The sequence below is a fragment of the Duganella sp. BJB476 genome (genome assembly GCF_003416895.1).
In the GTDB taxonomy this organism is placed as follows: Bacteria; Pseudomonadota; Gammaproteobacteria; order Burkholderiales; family Burkholderiaceae_D; genus Rugamonas.
In genome coordinates this window covers 51,807-73,377 of record NZ_QVIO01000013.1, presented here as the reverse complement: position 1 = coordinate 73,377, position 21,571 = coordinate 51,807, and the positions used below count along the sequence as shown (strand labels likewise).

General features: G+C 65.3%; 21 protein-coding genes and 1 riboswitch. Of the genes, 5 read left to right on the top strand and 16 right to left on the bottom strand.

All coding sequences use genetic code 11. The features are described 5' to 3' along the window. The 11 genes from dsbD to D0T21_RS30490 form a co-directional block, all read right to left on the bottom strand. Window positions 1-1,818 (bottom strand): protein-disulfide reductase DsbD, encoded by a 1,818-nt coding sequence (dsbD, locus tag D0T21_RS30540; protein ID WP_229211705.1) that lies wholly within the window; start codon window positions 1,816-1,818, stop codon window positions 1-3. A gap of 11 nt (window positions 1,819-1,829) precedes the next feature. Further along, window positions 1,830-2,726, bottom strand: a complete 897-nt coding sequence (locus D0T21_RS30535; RefSeq protein WP_116993750.1) for an FAD:protein FMN transferase — start codon at window positions 2,724-2,726, stop codon at window positions 1,830-1,832. Between the two features lie 7 nt (window positions 2,727-2,733). After that, complete coding sequence (locus D0T21_RS30530) at window positions 2,734-3,876, bottom strand: DUF3570 domain-containing protein (protein ID WP_116993749.1); 1,143 nt, start codon at window positions 3,874-3,876, stop codon at window positions 2,734-2,736. Between the two features lie 8 nt (window positions 3,877-3,884). Continuing rightward, window positions 3,885-4,100, bottom strand: a complete 216-nt coding sequence (locus D0T21_RS30525; RefSeq protein ID WP_116993748.1) for a DUF4266 domain-containing protein — start codon at window positions 4,098-4,100, stop codon at window positions 3,885-3,887. Beyond that, entirely contained in the window at window positions 4,097-4,588 is a 492-nt protein-coding gene (locus tag D0T21_RS30520) for a TlpA disulfide reductase family protein (RefSeq protein ID WP_116993747.1), read from the bottom strand. Before D0T21_RS30520 ends, D0T21_RS30525 begins: the two co-directional genes overlap by 4 nt. Window position 4,589: 1 nt before the next feature. Then, window positions 4,590-6,731, bottom strand: coding sequence for a choice-of-anchor D domain-containing protein (locus D0T21_RS30515; protein WP_229211704.1), 2,142 nt, complete (start codon window positions 6,729-6,731; stop codon window positions 4,590-4,592). 21 nt (window positions 6,732-6,752) lie between these two features. Beyond that, the gene (mrtJ, locus tag D0T21_RS30510; RefSeq protein ID WP_229211703.1) at window positions 6,753-7,097 is read right to left on the bottom strand and encodes a JDVT-CTERM system glutamic-type intramembrane protease; all 345 of its coding nucleotides are present in this window, start codon (window positions 7,095-7,097) and stop codon (window positions 6,753-6,755) included. A gap of 88 nt (window positions 7,098-7,185) precedes the next feature. Continuing rightward, window positions 7,186-7,863, bottom strand: a complete 678-nt coding sequence (locus D0T21_RS30505; protein WP_116993745.1) for a GNAT family N-acetyltransferase — start codon at window positions 7,861-7,863, stop codon at window positions 7,186-7,188. Next, window positions 7,860-9,119 (bottom strand): multifunctional CCA addition/repair protein, encoded by a 1,260-nt coding sequence (locus D0T21_RS30500; protein WP_116993779.1) that lies wholly within the window; start codon window positions 9,117-9,119, stop codon window positions 7,860-7,862. Before D0T21_RS30500 ends, D0T21_RS30505 begins: the two co-directional genes overlap by 4 nt. A gap of 5 nt (window positions 9,120-9,124) precedes the next feature. Beyond that, entirely contained in the window at window positions 9,125-9,841 is a 717-nt protein-coding gene (locus D0T21_RS30495; RefSeq protein ID WP_116993744.1) for a glutathione S-transferase family protein, read from the bottom strand. 26 nt (window positions 9,842-9,867) lie between these two features. Further along, entirely contained in the window at window positions 9,868-11,793 is a 1,926-nt protein-coding gene (locus tag D0T21_RS30490; protein ID WP_229211702.1) for a lytic transglycosylase domain-containing protein, read from the bottom strand. A gap of 194 nt (window positions 11,794-11,987) precedes the next feature. On the opposite strand from D0T21_RS30490, the gene D0T21_RS30485 reads away from it, so the two are divergent. Then, complete coding sequence (locus D0T21_RS30485) at window positions 11,988-12,494, top strand: 5-formyltetrahydrofolate cyclo-ligase (RefSeq protein ID WP_229211701.1); 507 nt, start codon at window positions 11,988-11,990, stop codon at window positions 12,492-12,494. Here the strand turns inward: D0T21_RS30485 and metF are convergent. The 3 genes from metF to ahcY form a co-directional block, all read right to left on the bottom strand. Next, the gene (gene metF, locus D0T21_RS30480; RefSeq protein WP_116993742.1) at window positions 12,463-13,293 is read right to left on the bottom strand and encodes a methylenetetrahydrofolate reductase [NAD(P)H]; all 831 of its coding nucleotides are present in this window, start codon (window positions 13,291-13,293) and stop codon (window positions 12,463-12,465) included. The genes D0T21_RS30485 and metF overlap by 32 nt on opposite strands. Further along, on the bottom strand, window positions 13,286-13,636 hold the full coding sequence (locus D0T21_RS30475; protein ID WP_026334838.1) for a phage holin family protein: 351 nt from the start codon (window positions 13,634-13,636) through the stop codon (window positions 13,286-13,288). The genes metF and D0T21_RS30475 overlap by 8 nt, the downstream gene beginning before the upstream one ends. Before the next feature lie 77 nt (window positions 13,637-13,713). Next, window positions 13,714-15,141: an adenosylhomocysteinase gene (gene ahcY / locus D0T21_RS30470; RefSeq protein ID WP_116993741.1), complete on the bottom strand. Its 1,428-nt coding sequence runs from the start codon at window positions 15,139-15,141 to the stop codon at window positions 13,714-13,716. Window positions 15,142-15,169: 28 nt separating this feature from the next. Further along, window positions 15,170-15,237: riboswitch (S-adenosyl-L-homocysteine riboswitch) on the bottom strand. Window positions 15,238-15,346: 109 nt separating this feature from the next. On the opposite strand from ahcY, the gene D0T21_RS30465 reads away from it, so the two are divergent. Next, window positions 15,347-15,865, top strand: coding sequence for a hypothetical protein (locus D0T21_RS30465; protein WP_147328215.1), 519 nt, complete (start codon window positions 15,347-15,349; stop codon window positions 15,863-15,865). 147 nt (window positions 15,866-16,012) lie between these two features. Here D0T21_RS30465 and metK read toward each other — a convergent pair whose 3' ends face one another. Beyond that, window positions 16,013-17,179 carry a methionine adenosyltransferase gene (gene metK / locus D0T21_RS30460; RefSeq protein ID WP_116993739.1) on the bottom strand — a complete coding sequence of 389 codons (1,167 nt, stop codon included), beginning with the start codon at window positions 17,177-17,179 and terminating at the stop codon, window positions 16,013-16,015. Between the two features lie 195 nt (window positions 17,180-17,374). On the opposite strand from metK, the gene D0T21_RS30455 reads away from it, so the two are divergent. From D0T21_RS30455 to dapF, 3 genes are read left to right on the top strand one after another with little or no spacing between them, the layout of a single operon-like run. Continuing rightward, window positions 17,375-18,226 carry a lysophospholipid acyltransferase family protein gene (locus tag D0T21_RS30455; RefSeq protein WP_116993738.1) on the top strand — a complete coding sequence of 284 codons (852 nt, stop codon included), beginning with the start codon at window positions 17,375-17,377 and terminating at the stop codon, window positions 18,224-18,226. After that, a complete protein-coding gene (locus D0T21_RS30450; RefSeq protein ID WP_116993737.1) occupies window positions 18,223-19,101 on the top strand; it encodes a lipid A biosynthesis acyltransferase in 879 nt (292 codons plus the stop codon). Before D0T21_RS30455 ends, D0T21_RS30450 begins: the two co-directional genes overlap by 4 nt. Before the next feature lie 15 nt (window positions 19,102-19,116). Next, window positions 19,117-19,980 carry a diaminopimelate epimerase gene (dapF, locus tag D0T21_RS30445; protein ID WP_116993736.1) on the top strand — a complete coding sequence of 288 codons (864 nt, stop codon included), beginning with the start codon at window positions 19,117-19,119 and terminating at the stop codon, window positions 19,978-19,980. 23 nt (window positions 19,981-20,003) lie between these two features. Here the strand turns inward: dapF and D0T21_RS30440 are convergent, their stop codons facing one another. Then, a complete protein-coding gene (locus tag D0T21_RS30440; protein ID WP_199538625.1) occupies window positions 20,004-21,560 on the bottom strand; it encodes an SEL1-like repeat protein in 1,557 nt (518 codons plus the stop codon). Window positions 21,561-21,571 lie beyond the last annotated feature (11 nt).

Sequence of the window (21,571 nt, the reverse complement as noted above, 5' to 3'; positions counted from 1 at the left end):
TCAGGAAGTGAGGTGGCGGCTCAGGTGCTGGACGAAGGGTTCCGGCGCCAGGAAACCGATCACGCGGCTGTTCGGGATCTCCTTGCCGCCGTTGAAGAGGATGATGCCCGGTGGGCCGAACAGGCCGAAACGCTTCATCAAGGCCTTGTCGTCGGCGCTGTTGGCGGTGACGTCCACCTGGATCAGACGCACCTGCTTCAACTTGCCGCTGACGGCCGGCTTGGAGAAGGTGAAGCGCTCCATCTCCTTGCATGACACACACCAGTCGGCGTAGAAGTCCAGCATCACCGGCGTGGTGCTCGACGCCAGCACCTGATCCAGTTCGGCCACGGTCTTGATGCGGCTGAAGCGGATTTCTTCGCCGGCCGGCGCGGCGCCTTCCGCGCGGGCGAGGCTCAGGTGCCCCAGTGGTTGCAGCACGTCGCGGCCGGCGCTGGCGGCGCCCGCCAGTTCAAACAGGCCGCCGACCAGGAAGGCCAGTCCCAGCGTCTTGCCGACGTAGGCGCCCAGGCCGGACTTGGCGCCTGCGGGCAGCGGCTCCAGTACATGCAGGAACACTGCGCACAACAGCGCGAACAGCCCCCACAAAGCCATCATCACCGTCACCGGGAACACCGGCGTGATCATCCAGATCGCCACCGCGATCAGCAGCAGGCCGAAGATTTTCTTCACGCCGTTCATCCAGGCGCCGGCACGCGGCAGCAGGCTGCCGGCCGAGATCCCAGTCAGCAGCAACGGCACGCTCATGCCGACCGCCATCGAGAACAAGGCCCAGCCGCCGGTCCAGACGTTGCGCGTCTGGCTGATGTAGAGCAGCGCGCCGGCCAGCGGACCAGCCACGCACGGGCCGACGATCAGGGCCGACAAGGCGCCCATCACGAACACGCCGGCGAAACGGCCGCCGCCCATATTGCCGCTGGTCGCGCTCAAGCGGCTTTGCAAGGCGCTCGGCAGCTGCAACTGGTAGACGTCGAACATCGACAAGGCCAGGCCGACCAGCAGCGCGCCGAAGGTCAGCAGCACCCACGGCTTTTGCAGCGCGCCGGCCAGCCCTTCACCCGCCAGGCCGGCAGCCACGCCGAGCGAGGTGTAGACCAGCGCCATGCCCAGGCAGTACGCGAGCGCCAGCGAGAAGCCACGGCCGCGCGACACCGCGCCCTCGCCCACGATGATCGAAGACAGAATGGGCACCATCGGCAGCACGCACGGCGTGAACGACAGCAGCAGGCCGAAAGCGAGGAAGGCCAGTCCGATGCGCCATGCACTGCCGCTTTGCAGCGTGCGCTGGGCGAGGGAGCTGTCGTCTTCATGGGCCGGCGCGGCGGCCGGTGCAGCACTGGCAGCCGTGGCCGAAACACCGGCCGGCGGCGCATCGACCGCCACCAGCTTGCCCGGCGTCGAGGGATCGACGCGGTAACTCTGCGTCGCCGGGGAGTAGCACAGGCCCGCATCCGCGCAGCCCTGATAACCCACTTGCAGCGTGAACTGCGCCGTCGCAGCCACCGGCAGCTTGACCACCAGGCTGCCCTGGTAAGTCTCCATCTCCTTGTTGAAGTTGGTGTCGAACTTGCGCAGCCCTGCCGGCAGCGCCGGCGCTTCCAGCTGCGCACCGTCCGCTTTGAAACTCAAACGGTCGCGGTACAAGTGATAGCCCGGCGCGATAGCCCACGACAACCGCACCGTGTGCGCATCGACCAGCTCACCCTTCAGCTGGAACGCCTGGTCCGGCTCCAGAAAATCATCCGCTCGCGCACCGGTGGCCAGCGCGATCACCGCCACCAGCAGCGCCATCAAACGCGTCATCCAATTGTTCATCATTTCCATCCTATTCAAACATCCCTGAACAGCATCTGCCCCTGATCGTTCACGGCCAGATACCCCATGTCCGACGCATTCAAAAAATTCAAGCCATCCTGCTGCTTCAGCATCGCGATAGTCGAGCAGCTGCCGGCGGCGATCGCCATCGGCGCCAGCACGCTGACCGAGCGCCAGTACCGCACCGGCATGCCGTCGCGCGGATCGAGGATGTGGCAGTAGCGTTGCCCATCAAGCTCGAAGAAGCGCTCATAATCGCCGCTGGTGGCCAACGCTCCCGTGCTGACCGGTATGCTCGCGATCACGCTATCCGGATCGCGCGGATCCTGGATGCCGATACTCCACGGCCGCCCGTTCAGGCGCGGTCCGATGAAGCGCATGTCGCCGCCCAAATTCACGTAGCCATGCTTCACGCCGGCGTCGGCCAACAGCGCCGCAGCGCGGTCCGCCGCATACTCCTTGCCGAAGCCGCCGAAATCGATCTCCATGCCGGCCTGCCGCAGCGCCACATCCTCCGCGCCGCAATCCACCTTGTCCCAGCCGACCAGCGCCAGCAAGGGCTCCAGCACTTCCCTGCGCGGCACCTTGGGCTGGCGAAAATCCCAGGCCCGCCGCAGCACGCCGGAGGTGATGTCGAACAGCCCCTCGCTGGCGCCGTGCAGCGCCGCCGCGTAGCCCATCAGCGACATGGTTTCGCTGTCGCAGCACACCGCCTCCTTGCCCGCCGCCGCATTGATGCGCGAGACGATGCTGTCCGGCCGGTAGCGTGAATACTTGGTTTCGATACGCAGCACCTCGTCCATGGCCTGCTGCGCCAGCAGCGCCGCCGACTGCGCGTCCGGCGCGGCGAACCGCAACTCGCAGCGGCTGGCCATGGCCTGGAATGTGGTGCTGTGTATGGCGTCTACCATTTCGCGTCTACCATTGCCGGTTGATCGAGATCTGTATCGTCTGCGCCCGCAACGCATCCAGGCCAGGACTGCCCTCGTGGAACAGGCGCCAGCTGCCGCGCTGCTGGTACACCGACGCTTTCACGTCAACGGACCACAGCTTGTCCAGCTGCTTGCTGACCTTCAGGCCCAGCGTCACCGCGCCGAAGCCGGACAGGCGCTGGTCGGCCGACATGTAGCCGCTGCCGTTGTACCCAGGAGGGAACGGCGCGCCCAGCTTCGCGTCGTAGAGCGGATCGTAGTAGAAGCTCGCCGCGCTCTGCGAATACAGCCGCACTTCCGGCGTCACGGTCCAGCCCTGCGACAGCGGCTGCACATATTCTGCGCCTAGCGTATGCCCGCGCACGCCGAAGCTGTCGCGGTAGTAGCGGTAGGACAGCCGGCTGGTGCCGCCGGTCGACGCCAGGTGGTGATTCCAGCGCACCAGCAGCGTGGTCTCGTCGCGGCTGCGCGGACGGTTGTCCAGCGCCTTGTACGGATCGGAGAAATAGCCCTCGCCTTCGCTGTGCGTCAGCGTCAGCTGGGCGATGTCGTTAGCCGTCAGCACCTGCGTCACGCCCAGCAGCAGACTGCTGGTGCGCTTCTTCTCGTTAGTGACGATCTTGTTGACGGGATCGATGCGATCGTCCGAGTGGCCAAGGCCGACGGTCCACGTGGTGTTCTTGTTCTCGCTCTCCAGGCTACCTTGCAGCGACAGCGCACGCGACACGTAATCGTGCTCGGTCGAATACGCCGCGCCGACCGTCACGCTGCCTCGTTCGAAGTAGCGCGTGGCCGAAGCGTCGCCCGCCGTGCGGTGGTCCTGCATGTGCGAGGCGCCGGAGATCGCCGTGTGGTAGCGCGGCGAAGCGCCCGACACATCGTCCGACACCAGCGAGGCTCCGATGCTCCACACACCGGCCACCGGCGCCATGATCGACACCGACGGCGAGTGCACCGTGATGCGGTCCAGGCCAGACTGGCTGTCCTTGTAGTTCAAATAGCCCAGCGTGATATTGCCGTTGGCCGGCGGCGTTTCGGCATGCGCCTGCACGCCGGGCAGCATCAGCGCCGCCGTCATGATGGAGGCAGCCAGGCCGCGCCCGGATGCTTGGTCTTCTTTACTCGTCATGGTGGTCCTCAATTGCAGCCGCAACCACCGCCACCCACACCGGCGCCGCCGGACGAGGCCTCGCGGCTGGTGTAGATATGGTCGTCGAAGCGTGTGAACATATGGCCGTCGCCGAAGGTCATCTCGGTGCGCGCCAGCGTGCCCTTTTCCCAAGGCTGCACATTACCCAGCGAGGCGCAGCCGGACAGGCCTGCCGCCAGCGCGATCAACAATAGCGATTTCATTTGACGGCTCCCAATGCGTTCTGGATTTTGATTTCCAACTCGGCGCGGTCGGTGTCGCGGAAGCCGGAATGCTCCAGCAGCACCTTGCCGTCCGGCCCAATCAGCACGCTGCTCGGCATGCCCTTGATGCCATAGCTGCGCGGTGTGGCGCCTTGCGGATCAAAGCCGATGGCGAAACGCGCTGGCGTCGTCGTCAGGAACTCGCGCGCGTCGGCGCTGTTGGCGTCGACGTTGACGCCGATGATCTGCAGGCCCTTGGCGCCATACTTGGCCTGCATCTCGTTCATCCACGGGAAGGACTGGCGGCATGGGCCGCACCAGGAGGCCCAGAAGTCCACGTACACCACCTTGCCCTGCAGCTTGGCCAGCTTCACCGCGCCGTCCACCCCTTGCAGGTCGAACTGCGGCGCGGTCACGCCCTTCTCCAACGCCCAGGCCGGGGCTGCGCTCAGCGCCGCAGCCAGCAGCATGATCGATATCGGTTTCATGTCAGCCTCCGATGCGTTTCGATTGGCGACGGCGCCAGCCGATGGCGATGGCCGCCGCGATGATCAGGAATACCATCATCGGGTCGTTGACGTCGTCCGAGGCCGAGCAACCGCCGCCGCCTTTGTTGGCCGGCGCGGCGTTGCTCGCCGCCGCCGTACCCTGGCCGCTCAGCGCGATGGTCCAGCTGCTGCCGGCGACGCTGGCCTGTATCACCACGCTGCCGCTGTTGTTACCGGCGTTGACCGGCGTGTAGCCCACCACCAAGTCGCACGAAGCGCCTGGAGCCAACGTGACCGGGAAGGCCGCGCAGCCGGTGCTGTCCGCCACGGCGGCGAACGGGCCGGTGTAGGCGGCGCTGGCCAGCGTGACGGCGGCGCCGCCGCTATTGGTCAGCGTGAAGCGGCGCGTCGGCGCTGCGCTGCCGATGACGACCGCGCCGAAGTCGAAGCTCTGCGGTGCTATCGTCAGCGACGGCGTGGTAATGACGACGGCGACGCCGTTGCCCTTCAACGCCAGGTGGAACTGCGCGCCGCCATCCGTCACCAGCAGCAGGTCGGCGCTGCGGGCGCCGGCGGCGACAGGCTTGAACGCGGTGGTCAGCGGGCAGCTGGCGCCCGGAGCGACCGTGGCGCCGGCGGTGCAGCTGCCGCCGAGGACGAAGTCGCCCGGCTGGTTGCCGCCCAGCGTCAGCGTGGCGATGCTCAGCGAGGCGTTGCCGCTGTTGGACAGCGTAGTCGTATGAACCGCCGCGCTGCTGCCGACTTGTGTATCGGCGAAGGAGATCGGACCGGCTTCGGACAGCAGCGGCGTCGCCGTGGCCTGCTTGGTGCCGGTGCCGGTGATGCCAACTTGCAGCGCAGCCGCATTCGAGCTCACCGCCAGCGCCGCCGTGACTGCGCCTTCCGCCGTCGGCGCAAAGCGTACCGGTATTGCGCAGCTGGCGCCCACCGCCAGGCTGGCGCCGCAATCGCTGCCGCCCAGGCTGAAGCTGGCCGCGCCTACGCCAGTCAAGCCGATGTTATTCAAACCGATGACGACATTGCCGGTGTTGGCCAGCGTGACCGTCTGCGCCACTGCGGCAGCGCCGATGGTCTGCGTGCCGAAGGCGATGGCCGACGGCGTGGCGGTCAATGCCGGCGCCGGTGTTGCGGCGCTGCCGGACAGGCCAACCGTGGCGTTGCCGTTGGATGCGTTGGAGGCTAGCGTCAGGCTGGCGGAGAAGGCGCCGGCTGCAACCGGCAGCGCTTGCAGCGTCACCGTGCAGCTGCCGCCCGCAGGCACCGGCGTGACCACGGCGCAGCCGCCGCCCAGCGTGAAGATGCCGGCATTGGCGCCGCTCAGTGCAATGGAGCTGAAGGTCAGCGCGGCCTGGCCGCTGTTACTGACGGTGATAGTCGATACAGCGGAGGGAGATCCCGTCAACAGCGTGCCGAAATTGACGCTGGCCGCAGACAAGGCGATGGTGGCCTGCGGCGTGGCGTTGCCGGTGCCGCTGAGCGCGACGCTGCTGCTGCCACCGGTGGCATTGTGCGTGATGGTCAGCGAAGCCGCGCGCGCGCCCGCCGCCGTCGGCTTGAAGCTGGCCTGCACGGTGCAGCTGGCGCCCGCCGCGACGGCGCCGCCGTTGGCGCAGCTGCCGCCGGCGACACTGAAATCGCCCGCCGCCGCACCGGCGATGGAAATGGTGCCGATATTGAGCGTGGCGTTGCCGGTATTGCTCAAGGTCGCGGCCAGCGGACCTGCCGTCTGGCCGATATTGGTGCCGCTGAAGGTCAGGCTGGCCGGCGCCAGCGAGGCGGCCGGCGCGGCCACCACATTCGGATTGCCGATGAAGGCCGCCAGGTCGGCCAGCTCCGCCGCGCTGAATTTGCCGTTATACAGGCTACCCATGCCGCCCTTGTTGGTGGCGATGGCGTTCTGGATCACCGACGGCTGGTTGGCAGCCGCCAGGATGCCGTTGACGTTATTCGCCGGTGTGGAGCTATGGCAGGTGGCGCACGAAGCGCCACCGGACACCGGTCCGTTCAGATACAGGCTCTTGCCGTTCAAGGCATCTGCCGCATTGGCGCCCTGCCCCATCACACCGACCAGCAGGACCGCAGTCCACCGCAGCCGAAATACCTTTGCTAACAAGCCTGTCATGACACTCTCCTGAAGATTGAATTAAAAGCCGCAGACAGAGATCGCAAAGGCATTCATGCCGCTGTGCGCCAGGGCACACCAGGTCCAGCTTCGGCTGCGCTGGTAGAGCAGCGCCAGCGCCAGTCCCGGCGCCAGCACCGCCAGCGCGTGCTGCCAGCCGGCGCCTATATGCAGCAAGCCGAAAACCGCCGTCGACACCAGCACGGGCCCCGACCGCGCCAACGGTTGCTGGCGCGTCATCCACTCCTGCAGCCCGGCCCTGACCACACACTCCTCCAGCGCAGGCGAGAGCAGCAGCAAGCGTAGGCAGACGGCGAGGTCCGGCGCCTGCAACTGCGTGCTGCAAAAATGAGTAATCGACGACACGGAATATGGGTGGTTTTGCTGCCGGTTGCGTATCTTGTCCGACCCGTTCATACCCGGCCGATCAGCAAAGGTTCTAACGGGGGGAGATTTATTTTCGGCCGAGCAGGCGGTCGAACCATTTGGCGGCGATGCGCTTATTGGCTTTGAGGGTGTAGTCCAGCGTGGCGAATTGCTCGTCCAGCGCTTCTTGCAGCATGCTGGCGGGATTGGCCGGCAGCAGTTTCAGGTAGGCGTCCGCCTCGCCGTAGTCGCGATGGATCTCCATGCCGGCTTTTTTCGCGATGTGCATCATGGTCTTGTTGGACGACAGGCAGTGCATGTACAGCGTGTCGACATCGTTGTTGCGGCAGTGGATGGCGGCGCGCTCGAACAACTTGGTGCCCATGCCCATGCCGCGCGCCGAGCGGCTGACCGACACGCCGAATTCCGCCACCCGCTCCTTGTCGGTGACCGCGCTCTTCGATTCGTCGCGCGGCGCGAACGCCAGGTGCCCCACCGCCACCAGCTTGAACACCCGGTTGTACACGCCGAACACCATGTCGCGCGAGAAGTCGATGCGGTTGACGTAGTTCGCCACCTGCTCGTCCGGCAGCACGGTACCGAAGCGCAGCAGGCGGTCGCTGTCCTCAAGACCGAGGAAGTGCTTGACCATGCGCCGCCGATCGCGCTCGCGCAGCTCCTTGACCAGAACCGTCGGACGGCGTTTGCCGTCTTTGTGCTTGCCCCAGCGGCGCAGCGGATTCTGGAAAAGGTCGATCGAGCTCATATTTCCGCTGCATCCTCGTCATCGTCGCCGGCGTTCAGCGCCACCTTCACCGCCGTCACGCGCGCGCGGTGCACCAGTTCCGGGATGCGTTGTGGAGTGGCGGTACAGCCCTGCGCGATTTCGCCGGCGTTGACGCCGCGCGCGGCGGCCAGCGCCGTCTCCAGGTGCGCCAGCTGCGGGAAAGGCGCATCGCGGAAGCTGGCGCTTGGGCCTATGCGGCCGCGCGCATCGCATTCGGTCGCCAGCAGCATCTGCGAGAAGCGCGCCGGCTTGCGGAAGGCGTCGCAGCGCTCCAGCAGGGTGACAACGGTGTTGGGCCGCAATTGCAGGGCGCGGCCGACGTTGCCGTGTTCACGCGCCGTCATCACGGCCAGGTCGCGGCATTCGGTCGGCACCTTCAGGCGCTTGCACACCTGCTCCACCAGCTTGACGCCCAGGCCTTCGTGGCCGTGGTGCGCCGGCCAATTTTCCGGCGGCGTAGCGCCTTTTCCCAGGTCGTGCATCAGGCAGGCGAAGCGCGTGGCCAGCTCGTGGCCGGCGTCCGCCGCGCAATCGATCACTTGCAGCATGTGGATGCCGGTGTCGATCTCGGGATGCCACTTCTCCGGCTGCGGCACGCCCCACAGCACATCCAGCTCCGGCAGGATGCGCGCCAGCGCGCCGCAGTCGCGCAGCACTTCCAGCATGCGCGATGGCTTGTCTTCCATCAGGCCGCGCGACAGCTCCTGCCACACGCGTTCCGGCACCAGCGCATCGACTTCGCCCTGCTCCACCATCTGCCGCATCAGCGCATTGGTTTCCGGCGCCACGCGGAAGTCGCTGAAGCGCGCGGCGAAGCGGGCCACGCGCAGGATGCGCACCGGGTCTTCGGCAAACGCTTCGGATACGTGGCGGAAGATGCGCTGCTCCAGGTCGCGCCGGCCGCCATATGGGTCGGTCAGCGTGCCGTCGTCGGCGCGGGCGATGGCGTTGATGGTCAGGTCGCGGCGTACCAGGTCGTCTTCCAGCGTGACGTCCGGCGAGGTGTGGAACACGAAGCCCTTGTAGCCTGGCGCGGTCTTGCGTTCGGTGCGGGCCAGCGCATATTCTTCCTGCGTCTTCGGGTGCAGGAACACCGGGAAGTCCTTGCCGACCGGGCGGTAGCCCTTGGCCAGCATGTCGTCCGGCGTGGCGCCGACGACGACGTGATCGTGGTCCTTGACCGGCAGGCCTAGCAATTCATCGCGCACGGCGCCGCCGACTACATAAATCCGCATCATCGTCAGTCCGGCATTTCGGCGTCGTGCTTGGGCGCCATTTCGGATTCTGCCATCGCTTCCTCGACCCAGCGGGCCACGGCGGGATGGGCCAGCACGCGCTGGCAGTAGGCGTCCAGCGCCGGCGCCAGCGAGACGCCGTAGGTGCGGAAGCGCAGCACCACCGGCGCGTAGTAGGCGTCGGCGATCGAGAAATCGCCGAACAAGAACTGGTGGTGGCCGAAGCGCGACAGGCATTCCTCCCAGATTTCGCTGATGCGGCCGATGTCGGCCTGGGTGCCGTTGGTGCGGCCCTTGCCCGGATAACTGGCGCGGATGTTCATCGACATCGAGGTGCGCAGGTCGGCAAAGCCGGCGTGCATCTCGGCGCAGACCGAACGCGCCATTGCGCGCGCGGCCACGTCCTGCGGCCACAGGTGCAGTTCCTGGAACTGCTCGGCGAGGTATTCGCAGATCGCCAGGCTGTCCCAGATCGTCATCTCGCCGGCCAGCAGCACCGGCACGCGGCCGCTGGCCGAGTAGCCGCAGATGCGGTTGGCGGTGTCGTCCTGGTCCAGCAGCACGCGCACTTCCTGGAACGGAATGCCGAAGGCGGTCATCGCCACCCATGGCCGCATCGACCACGACGAGTAATTCTTGTTGCCGATGATGAGCGTCAGGCCCGGCTCGCGCGCGGCGGCCAGGGATTGCGACAGGCTGGGATCAAGTTGAGTGGTCTGCATGATGCGTCCAAAGGTTGTTGTAGATGTCAGCGCGAGCCGAAGCTCGACTCCTGCTGTTCCTGTTCGGTGTAGCCTCTCGGCGCGACGGTGCCCAGGCGCGCCTTCAACGATTGCGGGCGGCCTTCAAACAGCGCCGCGTAATAGGTGGTGTTCGACATCACGTTCTTGACGTAGGTGCGGGTTTCGACGAACGGGATCGACTCGATGAAGACCGCGCTGTCCATCGGCTTGGTCAGGGTCGAGCGCCACGAGCGCAGGCGGCCCGGCCCGGCGTTGTAGGCGGCGGTGGCCAGCACCTGCGAGCCGTCCATATTCCCCAGCACCATGTTGAGGTAGTTCGCGCCCAGCAGGATGTTGGTGCGCACGTCGCTCAGCATCTCCTGCGCGAAGTCGGTCAGGCCGATCTTCTTGGCCACCCAGCGGCCGGTGGATGGCATCACCTGCATCAGGCCCGAGGCGCCGACATGCGATTGCGCGTCCATGATGAAGCGCGACTCTTGGCGTATCAGGCCGTACACCCAGGCCTTGTCCAGGCCCAGCGTCTGCGTGGTCGGGTGCATGATGTCGATGTGCGGCGCCGGGAAGCGCTGCGTGTAGTCGACCTGGATGCGGGTGCGGTCCGAGGTGTTGACCATGCGGTCGAGGATATTGTTCTGGCGCGCGAATTCGGCGGCGGCCAGGTGTTCGCGCTCGCTCAGGCCGCGCAGGCCCCAGTTCCATTCGCGCGTGCCTTCGAAACGCAGGCGCATGCTGAAGAACTTGATGGCGCGCTGGAAGTTGGGATTGGCGGCGATCGGCGCGATTTCGGACTGGCCGATCGGCAGGCCAGGCAGCGGAATGGTAATCAGCTTGCCGGTTTCCTCCAGCGCCAGCTGGCCGTAGAAATTGGACTGGTCCGAGATGCTGCGGAACAGCTGCATCGCCTCGCCCGTGGCCTGGATTGCCCCCGATTGCGCCATCAGCGCGCGGCCCAGCCAGTAGACCCAGGCCGGATCGGCGCGCAGCGACGACGGCATGGCGCGGATGTTCTTCTCCACCTGCCTCCAGTCGCCGTTGCGCAGCGCGATGCGGGTCTTCCATTGAATCTGGTCGATCGACAGCGCGGCGCCGTTCGACTTCTGCCAGTACTCGGTGGTCTCCGGCGACAGCGAATACGACGATTGCAGCGCCACCGCGGCCCACGCTTCCTGCTGCTCCTGCGAGCTCAGTTTGGAGGCGGCCTTGTTCAGCGCCAGCACCGCCAGCTTGGTGCTGGTCTTGGCCATGCGGCCGATGGCGACGATATAGATCTCATGTTCGACGCGGCCGCTGCCCACGCCCTTGGCCAGCGCGATGGCCGGCAGGTCGACCGCCTGCACCGCCTTCTTCTCGTTCCCGTCCAGCAGCGCGACGATGCGGCGCGCCTGGCCGGTGGCGTTGTACTCGCCGGACAGGCGCAGCTGCGCATACAGGTCATCGATGTTGAACTGGCCGGCCCCGTACAGCGTAGCGATCAGGCCTGCGCAGGCTTCGCCGTAGCCGTTCGGCGCGGTGAGCAGCTCGCGCGCTTCGCCCGCCACCTTCTGGCCCTTGAGCGCGCGCGATTGCAGCGCGTAGCATTTGACCTGGGTGTCGTCGTTCAGCACGAACAGCGGCAGCTGCTCGTCGAAGGTGGCCCAGTCGCGCTTGCGGCCCAGGTCCAGCAGCCAGTCATTGCGCAGGCGGTCGACGATGGCCTGGCCTTCGTAGCGCTTCATGAAATCGCGGATTTCCGCTTGCGAAGCATCCTTCAGGCGCGGTTTCAGCCGATAATAATCGACGTAAGACGGAATGGAATAATCGCTCAGGCGGGCGGCGTAGAAATCGGCCTTGGATGCATCGTCCTGGCGCACGGCGTCGCGCAGCAGCAGGAAGGAATCGTCCGCCCTGCGGCCGTCATCGCCAAGGTCGTCGGCGTGGGCCAGGGAGCTCATGGCCACGGCAGCAAAGGCGGCAGCGCCGGCAATCCATTTTAAAGCGGAAATCAATGTGCAACTCTCTAAAGTCTTGAAAATCTGAACCTATGACCAGCGACCCTAGAATACCACGCGCCACGACCGCACCACCAGCCCCGCCAGCCCCGCAAAAGGCCGATTTACGCAAGCAATTGTTGACTGCGCGGCGCGCTTTGGACGCCACTACGCGCGCGGCGTGGAACGATGCCATCGGCGCGCAAGTGATCGCCTGGTGGAAGGCGGCGCAGCCGGCGGCGCTGGGCGTGTACTGGCCGCTGCGCGACGAGCCGGATCTGCAGGCGGCCTACGTGGAGCTGGCGCGCCTGGGCGCGCGGCTGCTACTGCCGGTGGTGGTGGAAAAACATGCGGCGCTGGAGTTTGCCGAATGGCGCATCGGCGAGGCGATGGTCAAGGATGCGATGGGGGTGGCGGTGCCGGCCGACCTGCGCTTGCAGCAGGCGTATCCGCCGGCGTTGCTGGTGCCGTGCCTGGGGTTTAATCCGCAGGGCTACCGGCTGGGATATGGCGGCGGCTTCTACGACCGCACGCTGGCGCGCTCACCGCGTCCGCAGACACTGGGGATAGCCTACCAGTGCCTGCAGATACAGTTCGACAGCGACGGTCACGACGTGGCGCTGGACCGCATCATCACGGAACTAGACGCTGCCACAACGCGGTAGTGGCCGCGGCCTGGTTCATGCTGTAGAAGTGCAGGCCGGGGGCGCCGCCCGCCAGCAGGCGTTCGCACAGCGCCGTCACCACGTCCAGGCCGAAGGCCTTGATCGAGGCGCTGTCGTCGCCGAAACTGGCCAGCTTCAATCGCACCCAGCGCGGGATCTCGGCGCCGCACATGTCGGAGAAGCGCATCAGCTGCGTGTAGTTCGTGATCGGCATGATGCCGGCCACGATAGGCACGTCGATGCCAAGCTTGCGGGTCTGCTCGACGAACTGGAAGTAGGCATCGGCGTTGTAGAAGTACTGGGTGATGGCGGCATTGGCGCCGGCCTTCACTTTGCGCTCGAACGCCAGCAGGTCGTCCTGCGGCGACTTGGCCTGCGGGTGCACTTCCGGGTAGGCCGCCACTTCGATGTGGAACCATTCGCCGGTTTCCTGGCGGATGAACTCCACCAGCTCGTTCGCGTAACGGAACTCGCCGGCCGCGCCGTAGCCGCTCGGCAGGTCGCCGCGCAGCGCGACGATGCGCTTGATGTTGTGCGACTTGAATTCCGTGAGGATCTCGCGGATCGATTCGCGCGTGCCGCCAACGCAGGACAGGTGCGGCGCGGCGTCTTCACCGGCGGCCAGGATTTCCACCACGGTGTCGAGCGTGCCGCGCTGCGTGCTGCCGCCGGCGCCGAAGGTCACGGAAAAATATTTGGGTTTGAGCTCGGACAGCTTGGCGCGCGTGATGCGCAGCTTTTCCGCACCCTCCGCCGTCTTGGGCGGAAAGAATTCGATACTGAAATTATGATTAGCCATCTGACTTCTTCAAAAGTAAGGTAGACAGGGCCCAGGAAATCACGCTGTACAACAGTGCGCCACCGATCGCCGACGCGAAGCTATCGACGTGGAAGCCGTCCACCCATTGGGCGACCAGCCAGAACATGAAACCGTTGATGATGAAGATGAACAGGCCCAGCGACACCACGGTCACGGGCAACGTCAGCAACAACAGCACGGGGCGTATCAGCGTATTGACCAGGCCCAGTACAAGAGCCGCGACGAGGGCTGCGCCTATGCTTGTGACATCGACGGAATGCATCAGGTAGGGAACTGCCAGCAAGGCAATTGCATTGATTAACCAGGTAAGGACCAAACGCATAAAGTGAACTCGCTGCAAAAAAGGACTGGATAAAAACAGGGCCGGCGATTCCGCCGGCCCCGCTTCATACCGGCAGATTAATAACGGTAGTGGTCTGGCTTGTACGGGCCGGCTTGCGACACGCCGATGTACGACGCTTGCTCTTCGGTCAGCACGGTCAGCTGCGCGTTCAGTTTCTTCAACTGCAGGCGCGCCACTTTTTCGTCCAGGTGCTTAGGCAGCACGTAGACGCCGACTGGATACTTGTCGGTGTTGGCGAACAGCTCGATCTGGGCGATGGTCTGGTTGGCGAACGACGACGACATCACGTACGACGGATGGCCGGTGCCGCAACCCAGGTTGACCAGGCGGCCTTCGGCCAGCAGGATGATGCGTTTGCCCGACGGGAAGATCACGTGGTCGACTTGCGGCTTGATGTTGTCCCAGGTGTACTTCTTCAGCGACGCGACGTCGATCTCGTTGTCGAAGTGGCCGATGTTGCAGACGATGGCCTGGTCCTTCATGGCCAGCATGTGCTTCTCGGTCAGGATGTGATAGTTGCCGGTGCAGGTGACGAAGATGTCGCCGTGTTCTGCTGCGTAGTCCATGGTGACGACGCGGTAGCCTTCCATCGCGGCCTGCAGTGCGCAGATCGGATCGATTTCGGTGACCCAGACTTGCGCCGACAGCGCGCGCATGGCTTGCGCCGAGCCCTTGCCGACGTCGCCGTAACCGGCGATCACGGCGACTTTACCGGCGATCATCACGTCGGTGGCGCGCTTGATGCCGTCGACCAGCGATTCGCGGCAACCGTACAGGTTGTCGAACTTGGACTTGGTGACGGAGTCGTTGACGTTGATCGCAGGGAAGGCCAGCTTGCCTTCCTTGTGCATCTGGTACAGGCGGTGCACGCCGGTGGTGGTTTCCTCGGTCACGCCCAGGATCTGCGGCAGACGCTTGGAGTACCACAGCGGGTCGATCGCCAGGTGGGTCTTGATGGCGTTGAACAGGCAGATCTCTTCTTCCGAACCCGGGTTGGCCAGCACCGACAGGTCTTTCTCAGCGCGTGCGCCCAGGTGCAGCAGCAGCGTGGCGTCGCCGCCGTCGTCGAGGATCATGTTCGAGTAGACCGCGTTGCCGGCGGCGTCCGCTGGCCATTCGAAGATGCGGTGGGTGTAGTCCCAGTATTCGTCCAGGGTTTCGCCCTTGATGGCGAACACCGGGGTGCCGGCGGCGGCGATGGCGGCAGCGGCGTGGTCCTGGGTCGAGTAGATGTTGCACGATGCCCAGCGGACCTTGGCGCCCAGCGCTTCCAGCGTCTGGATCAGCACGGCGGTCTGGATGGTCATGTGCAGCGAACCGGTGATGCGCGCGCCCTTGAGCGGTTGCGATGCGGCGAATTCCTCACGGATGGCCATCAGGCCAGGCATTTCGGTTTCGGCAATCTTGATTTCTTTGTCGCCCCAGGCGGCCAGGGAAATATCGGCTACCAGGAAGTCTTGTGCGGATTTGAGTACGGCGTTCATCACGCCCTCCTTTCATGTGTTGAAAAAAGTAACGTGAGCGCGGTTTGGGACTCCGAGCCTGGCGAATTCATGATTCGTCGCAACGCTCCTCGGAAGCCGCATTTTAGCACCGTTGCGTATGACAGGCGCAAGAAATTCTACTTTGAGCCTGCGCAAATAGACCATATACAGACAGCCTATAGTGAACTTTTGCCCGGAGCGCGCCATGGCACTCGACCCACGCGATGCAATCTGGAATGAAACCCATGCCTTGCTTTACAACACACGGTATGCCGAGGAAATCGAGAAGGCGCTGCTGGCGCGCTGGACATGGCTGGACAGCATCAGCAAAATCGCCGTGGCGATCTCGTCCGGTGGCGGCGCGCTGGCCGGCCTCGTATTCTGGAAGAACAGCGACTATACTTTTCTATGGCCGCTGTTTACGTCGGCTAGTACGCTGCTCGCCATCGTATCCAAGCAACTGTCTGTCGCGGACAAACTCAAGCGGCATGCGACGTCGGCGGTTGGGATGTCGGCGCTGGCCGTCAATATCTCCAGCCTGATTGTTCGCATGAAGATCAACACCGATTTCCCGACCGCTGAATTCGAGAAAAAATTACTGGGATCGCTGGACAAGTACGGCATTGAATACACCAAGCTGCCGTACGATTTGCTGTTGACGCACGCGCTGCGCGTTAAAACTCAGCAACGGCTTAACGCCATGCTGGACGCCACGCCACGCTGACAGGGAAAGGAAAGACCATGAATAACGATGACTTCCGCCGTAAGTATCTGCCACCGAATCCGCCGCCGCCGCCGCCGCTGCGGCCCAAATGACAAAACGCCCCGGCTGCAGGCGCAGGCCGGGGCGTTTTGACTCAGCGGACAGCGATTACTTCAGGCCGGCTGCGGCGCGCAGGATCGCGGCCTTGTCGGTGCGTTCCCACGTGAATTCCGGCTCTTCGCGGCCGAAGTGGCCGTAGGCGGCGGTCTTGGCGTAGATCGGACGCAGCAAGTCCAGCATCTGCACGATGCCTTTCGGACGCAGGTCGAAGTGCTCCATCACCAGAGCGGCGATCTTGTCGTCCGGGATCACGCCCGTGCCTTCGGTGTAGACCGTGATGTTGATCGGACGGGCCACGCCGATGGCGTAGCTGACCTGCACCTGGCACTGGCGCGCCAGGCCTGCGGCCACCACGTTCTTGGCCACGTAGCGGGCGGCGTAGGCGGCCGAACGGTCCACTTTCGTAGGATCCTTGCCGGAGAACGCGCCGCCGCCGTGCGGGCTGGCGCCGCCGTAGGTGTCGACGATGATCTTGCGGCCGGTCAGGCCGCAATCGCCCTGAGGACCGCCGATGACGAAGCGGCCGGTCGGGTTGACCAGGTATTTGGTGTCGACCAGCCATTCGCGCGGCAGCACCTGCTTGATGATCTCTTCGATCACCGCTTCTTCAATCTGCTTGTGCTGCATTTCCGGCGCGTGCTGGGTCGACAGCACGACGGTGTCCACCGACACCGGGCGGCCGTTGACGTAGCGCAGCGTGACTTGCGATTTGGCATCCGGACGCAGCCAAGGCAGGCGGCCGTCCTTGCGCAGCTGCGACTGGCGCTCGACCAGGCGGTGTGCGTAGTGGATCGCGGCTGGCATCAGTTCTGCGGTTTCGTCGCAGGCGTAGCCGAACATCAGGCCCTGGTCGCCCGCGCCTTGATCCAGGTCAATCCCCGCGCCTTCGTCCACGCCCTGGGCGATGTCCGGCGACTGCTTGTCGTAGGCCACCAGCACGGCGCAACCCTTGTAGTCGATGCCGTAGTCGGTATTGTCGTAGCCGATGCGTTTGATGGTTTCGCGCGCAACTTGAATATAATCAACGTTGGCGAACGTGGTGATCTCGCCGGCCAGCACGACCAGGCCGGTGTTGCACAGGGTTTCTGCGGCAACGCGGGCTTTCGGGTCCTGGGCCAGGATGGCGTCCAGAATCGCGTCGGAGATTTGGTCGGCAACCTTGTCCGGGTGGCCTTCAGAGACGGATTCGGAAGTGAAAAGATAATCGTTAGACATCGCAAGCTCCTGATACTGGTTGAGAATGTTTTGTCGCTCACCAATACGGCTTGCGACGCTTTAGCGATATTTATATTCCGCTTCGCAAGTTGTCTGTTAACTCAGCGGATACTCCATACGTGTTATTTTACGCTTCTTAAAAAATTTTGGCAGAGCAACAGAGGCCAAAATACCCTTCTATTAGACGAATTACTCATGCTTGTACCAATTTTTCGATTTTTCTCAATCTTCCCGTTGCCGTTTCTACACGCAATGGGCGCCGCGCTGGGTTGGCTGGTCTACCTGAGTTCGCCTTCCTATCGCCGCCGCATGCGCGACAACATGGCGCAGGCCGGCTATTCCCAGCATCTGTCGGCCGCCATCGCCGAGGCGGGCAAGAGCATCGTCGAGCTGCCCTTTATCTGGTGCGCCAAACCGGAACGCGTGTCGCGCCATGCCACCGATGAGAACTGGGCCATCGTCCAGGCCGAGCTGGACGCCGGTCGCGGCATCGTGTTCCTGACGCCACACCTGGGCTGCTTTGAAATCGTCGCGCAGGAAATCGCCCTGCGCACCGAGCTGATGGTGATGTACCGCCCGCCCAAGAAAGCCGCGCTGAAACCGCTGATCGAAGGCGCCCGCGCGCGCGACAACCTGCTGCTGGCGCCGGCCAATATGTCCGGCGTGCGCATGCTGGCCAAGTGCCTCAAGAAAGGCAAGCCGATCGGCCTGCTGCCGGACCAGGTGCCGCAGGAAGGCGAAGGCGTGTGGACCACGTTCTTCGGCCGCGCCGCCTACACCATGACCCTGCCGGCCAAGCTGGCGCAGCTGGGCGACGCCACCATCATCGTCACCTACGCCGAGCGCCTGCCGGGCGGCAAAGGCTATGTGATCCGCTTCGTGCCCTTCGACGGCACGCTGGACGGCAGCGCCGCCGAGCAGGCCCAGACCATCAACCACGCGATGGAGCGCCTGATCGCGCGCAGCCCGACCCAGTATTTCTGGAGCTACAACCGCTACAAGGTGCCGGCCGGCATCGACGCACCCGGCGCGGGAGAACAGGCATGAAGCTGCTGTTAGGAATCATGTGGCTGCTGCACTGGCTGCCGCTGCCGGTGCTGGGCCGTTTCGGCGACGCCATCGGCAGCCTGCTGTTCCTGGTGATGCGTACGCGCCGCCATATCACGCTGACCAACCTGCGCCTGTGCATGCCGGAGCTGAGCGAGGCCGAACGCATCGACATCGCCCGCCGCCACTTCCAGGCGTACTCGCGCAGCGTGTGGGAGCGCGGCATCCTGTGGTGGGCGTCGGAGGAAAGGCTGAAGCGCCTGATCAAGGTCGAGCCGGGCCCGGTGCCGGTGGAGGAGATGACGTCCAGGCCGACCATCCTGCTGTGCCCGCACTTCGTCTGCCTGGACGTGGCCGGCGCCTCGATCGCGATGGTGACCAGCGCCTCGTCCATGTATGTGCAGCAAAAGAACGCCGCCTTCGACCAGGTGCTGCGCGCCGGCCGCGCCCGCTTCCAGCCGGTCAAGCTGTTCACCCGCCAGGACGGCATCAAGCCCATCCTGCGCGCGCTGCGCGACAAGCTGCCCTACTTCATGCTGCCGGACATGGATTTCGGCGAAAAGGATGCCGAATTCGTGCCCTTCTTCGGCATCGAGGCGGCCACCCTGACCGCCACCGCCCGTATCGCCGCCACCACCGGCGCCCAGGTGATGCCGGTGATCGCCACCTTCCTGCCAGGTTACCAGGGCTGGCGTGTGAAATTCTATCCAGTGTGGGACAATTACCCTGGTCCCGACATGGTTGCCGCCACCCGCCGCATGAACGAGTTCATCGAGGAACGCGTGCGCGAAGCCCCGGCTGAATATTTCTGGACGCACAAACGGTTCAAGACGCGCCCGAACGGCGAAGCTTCGCTGTACCAGCGTTCCAAGTAAAAACACAGGCAGCAGATGAAACTCAAATTCACCAAAATGCATGGCGCCGGCAATGACTTCGTGGTCATCGACGGCATCAACCAGGACATCAACTTTTCGGCCGCGCAATGGCAGCTGCTGGGCGACCGCCGCTTCGGCGTGGGCGCCGACCAGATCCTGCTGGTGGAAAAACCGACCGAGCCGGGCTGCGATTTCCGCTACCGCATCTTCAACGCCGACGGCGGCGAGGTCGAGCAGTGCGGCAACGGCTCGCGCGCCTTCGTCAAGTTCGTCGCGGAAAAAGGCCTGACATCGCAGCGTAGCATCACGGTGCAGACCAAGGCCGGCGTGATCGCGCCGCGCCTGGAAGCGGACGGCAGCATCACCGTCGACATGGGCGCGCCGGTGCTGGAGCCGCAGCGCGTGCCGTTCGACGCCGACGGCCTGCACGGCGAGCGCCAGGGCGACGACACCTTGTGGCCGCTGGTGCTGGAACTGGGCGGCGCGCGCGAGAGCGTGCTGATTTCGGTGGTATCGATGGGCAATCCGCACGCGGTGCAGATCGTCGACGACGTCGACGCCGCCCCGGTCGAGCTGACCGGCCCGCTGATCGAGCACCATGCGCGCTTCCCCAACCGGGTCAACGCCGGCTTCATGCAGATCGTCGGCCGCCACCATATCAAGCTGCGCGTGTTCGAGCGCGGCGTCGGCGAAACGCTGGCTTGCGGCACCGGCTCCTGCGCGGCCGTGGTGGCAGGCATCCGCCGCGGCTTGCTGGACAGCCCGGTGCAGGTTGACGCACGCGGCGGCCAGCTGTCGATCAGTTGGGCAGGCGAGGGCCAGCCGGTCTGGCTGACCGGCCCGGCGGTGACGGTGTTCGAAGGCGAGATCGAGATTTAAGGCGCGAGATTTAAGGCGGCAACTCAGGCGGCCAGCCGGTCCTCGTCGGCCGGTTGCCAGGTCTTCAGCCGGTACAGGCGCTGGCGGTAATTGCCCTCCAGGCCGTCCGGGCCGTTGTCGAGATGCTCGAACAGGCGGCCGATGCGGTCCAGCGCCTGGCGTTCGCGCGCGGTGCGCAGCAGCACCAGGCGCCGCTTGCTGCGGCCGTAACTGGCGCGGATATCCACCACCAGGCAATGGCCCTGGTCGGCCGCCTTCACATCCAGCAACAACGCTTCCGCCCGGCTCAGGCCGAACAGCTCGGCCAACTCCAGCCGCGCCGCCAGCAGGGGCTGGCTTTCCAGCGCTTCGCGCGTCTTGCCACACAAAATCTCATCGGCCCAGTCCGACGCCTTGGGCGCCGCCGCGATGCGCGCCAGCGCCGTTTCCGCTTCCTCGCAGCCCTGGGCCGCCGCCTTCTGCAACCAGTAGGCGGCGCGCACGTCGCTGTGTTCGTCGGTGCGGCGGTTGCGCCACGCGTACATGCCGCACTCCAGCTGTGCGGCGCAATGGCCCATGTCGGCCGCCCGCTCCAGGTAGGCCTGGGCTTCCGCCACGCAGCGCTGGGAAAATTCCGGTTTCAGATAAATCCGCGACAGGGCATACCAGGCCTCGGCCAGGCCTTGGTCGCCGGCCTGGGTCAGCCAGCGGATCGCCCGCTTGAAGTTGACGGCGGCAATGCCGTTGAGCTGCCGCTTGCCGTCGCCGTCCATGCGGGCAAACCACAAGCCCAGCGCCAGCTGGGCGTGGCGGTCGCCGCCGTGGGCGGCCAGTTCGCGGCAGTGGTGCAGCGCGTCCCGGTGTTCGGTGTTGCTGTCGAACAGCTCGGCGCAGCGCGCCAGCAAGGTCAGTTGGGCCGGTTCCAGCGGCCAGTCGGCGGCACGGGCCGCTTCGGCGTCGGCCGGGGCGTCGGCGAGCAGCTTGTGCGCCAAGGGCAAGGCGCGTTGCAGGAATGCCGCGCGGTCGCCGTGCCAGGCCTGCTCCAGCACGGCGTACTGGGCGGCGGCCAGGCCGCTGTCGGCCGCCCGCGCCAGCCACTGCTGGCGGACGCTGGCGCGATGCGGCCCCGGTCCACGCCGCGACGGCAGCGGCGCCAGCGGCGCCGACGACGGCGGCTGCGCGCCGGACTGGTGCGCCAGCAACCATTGCGCTTCGGCCGAGCCGCTGCGCGCGGCCGTCTCCAGCGCCTGCAAGGCCTTGTCGCGTAAATGCGACGTTTCTTGCCCCGCAGCCTGGTTCAATACCAGCTGCGCCAGCACCAGGCCGGCTTGTTCGACGCCGGCGTCGTAGGCGCGGTCATACCAGGACAGCACCGCCGGCAGGCAGTGCTGGGCATGCTCGAAGGGAACGTAGCTGCCGATCAACATCCAGGCTTCATCCTGCTCCTGCAGCGCGGCGCGGTTGAGCCAGTGCAAGGCGGTAGGCAGGCTGAGCGGCAAGCTGGCGCCGCCGAACAGGTAGAGCTTGCCCAACGCCAACTGACAGACCGCATCTCCTGCGCGCGCGCCCCGGATGATCCCTAACTCTTCTCGATTAGCCATCGTCTCACTAT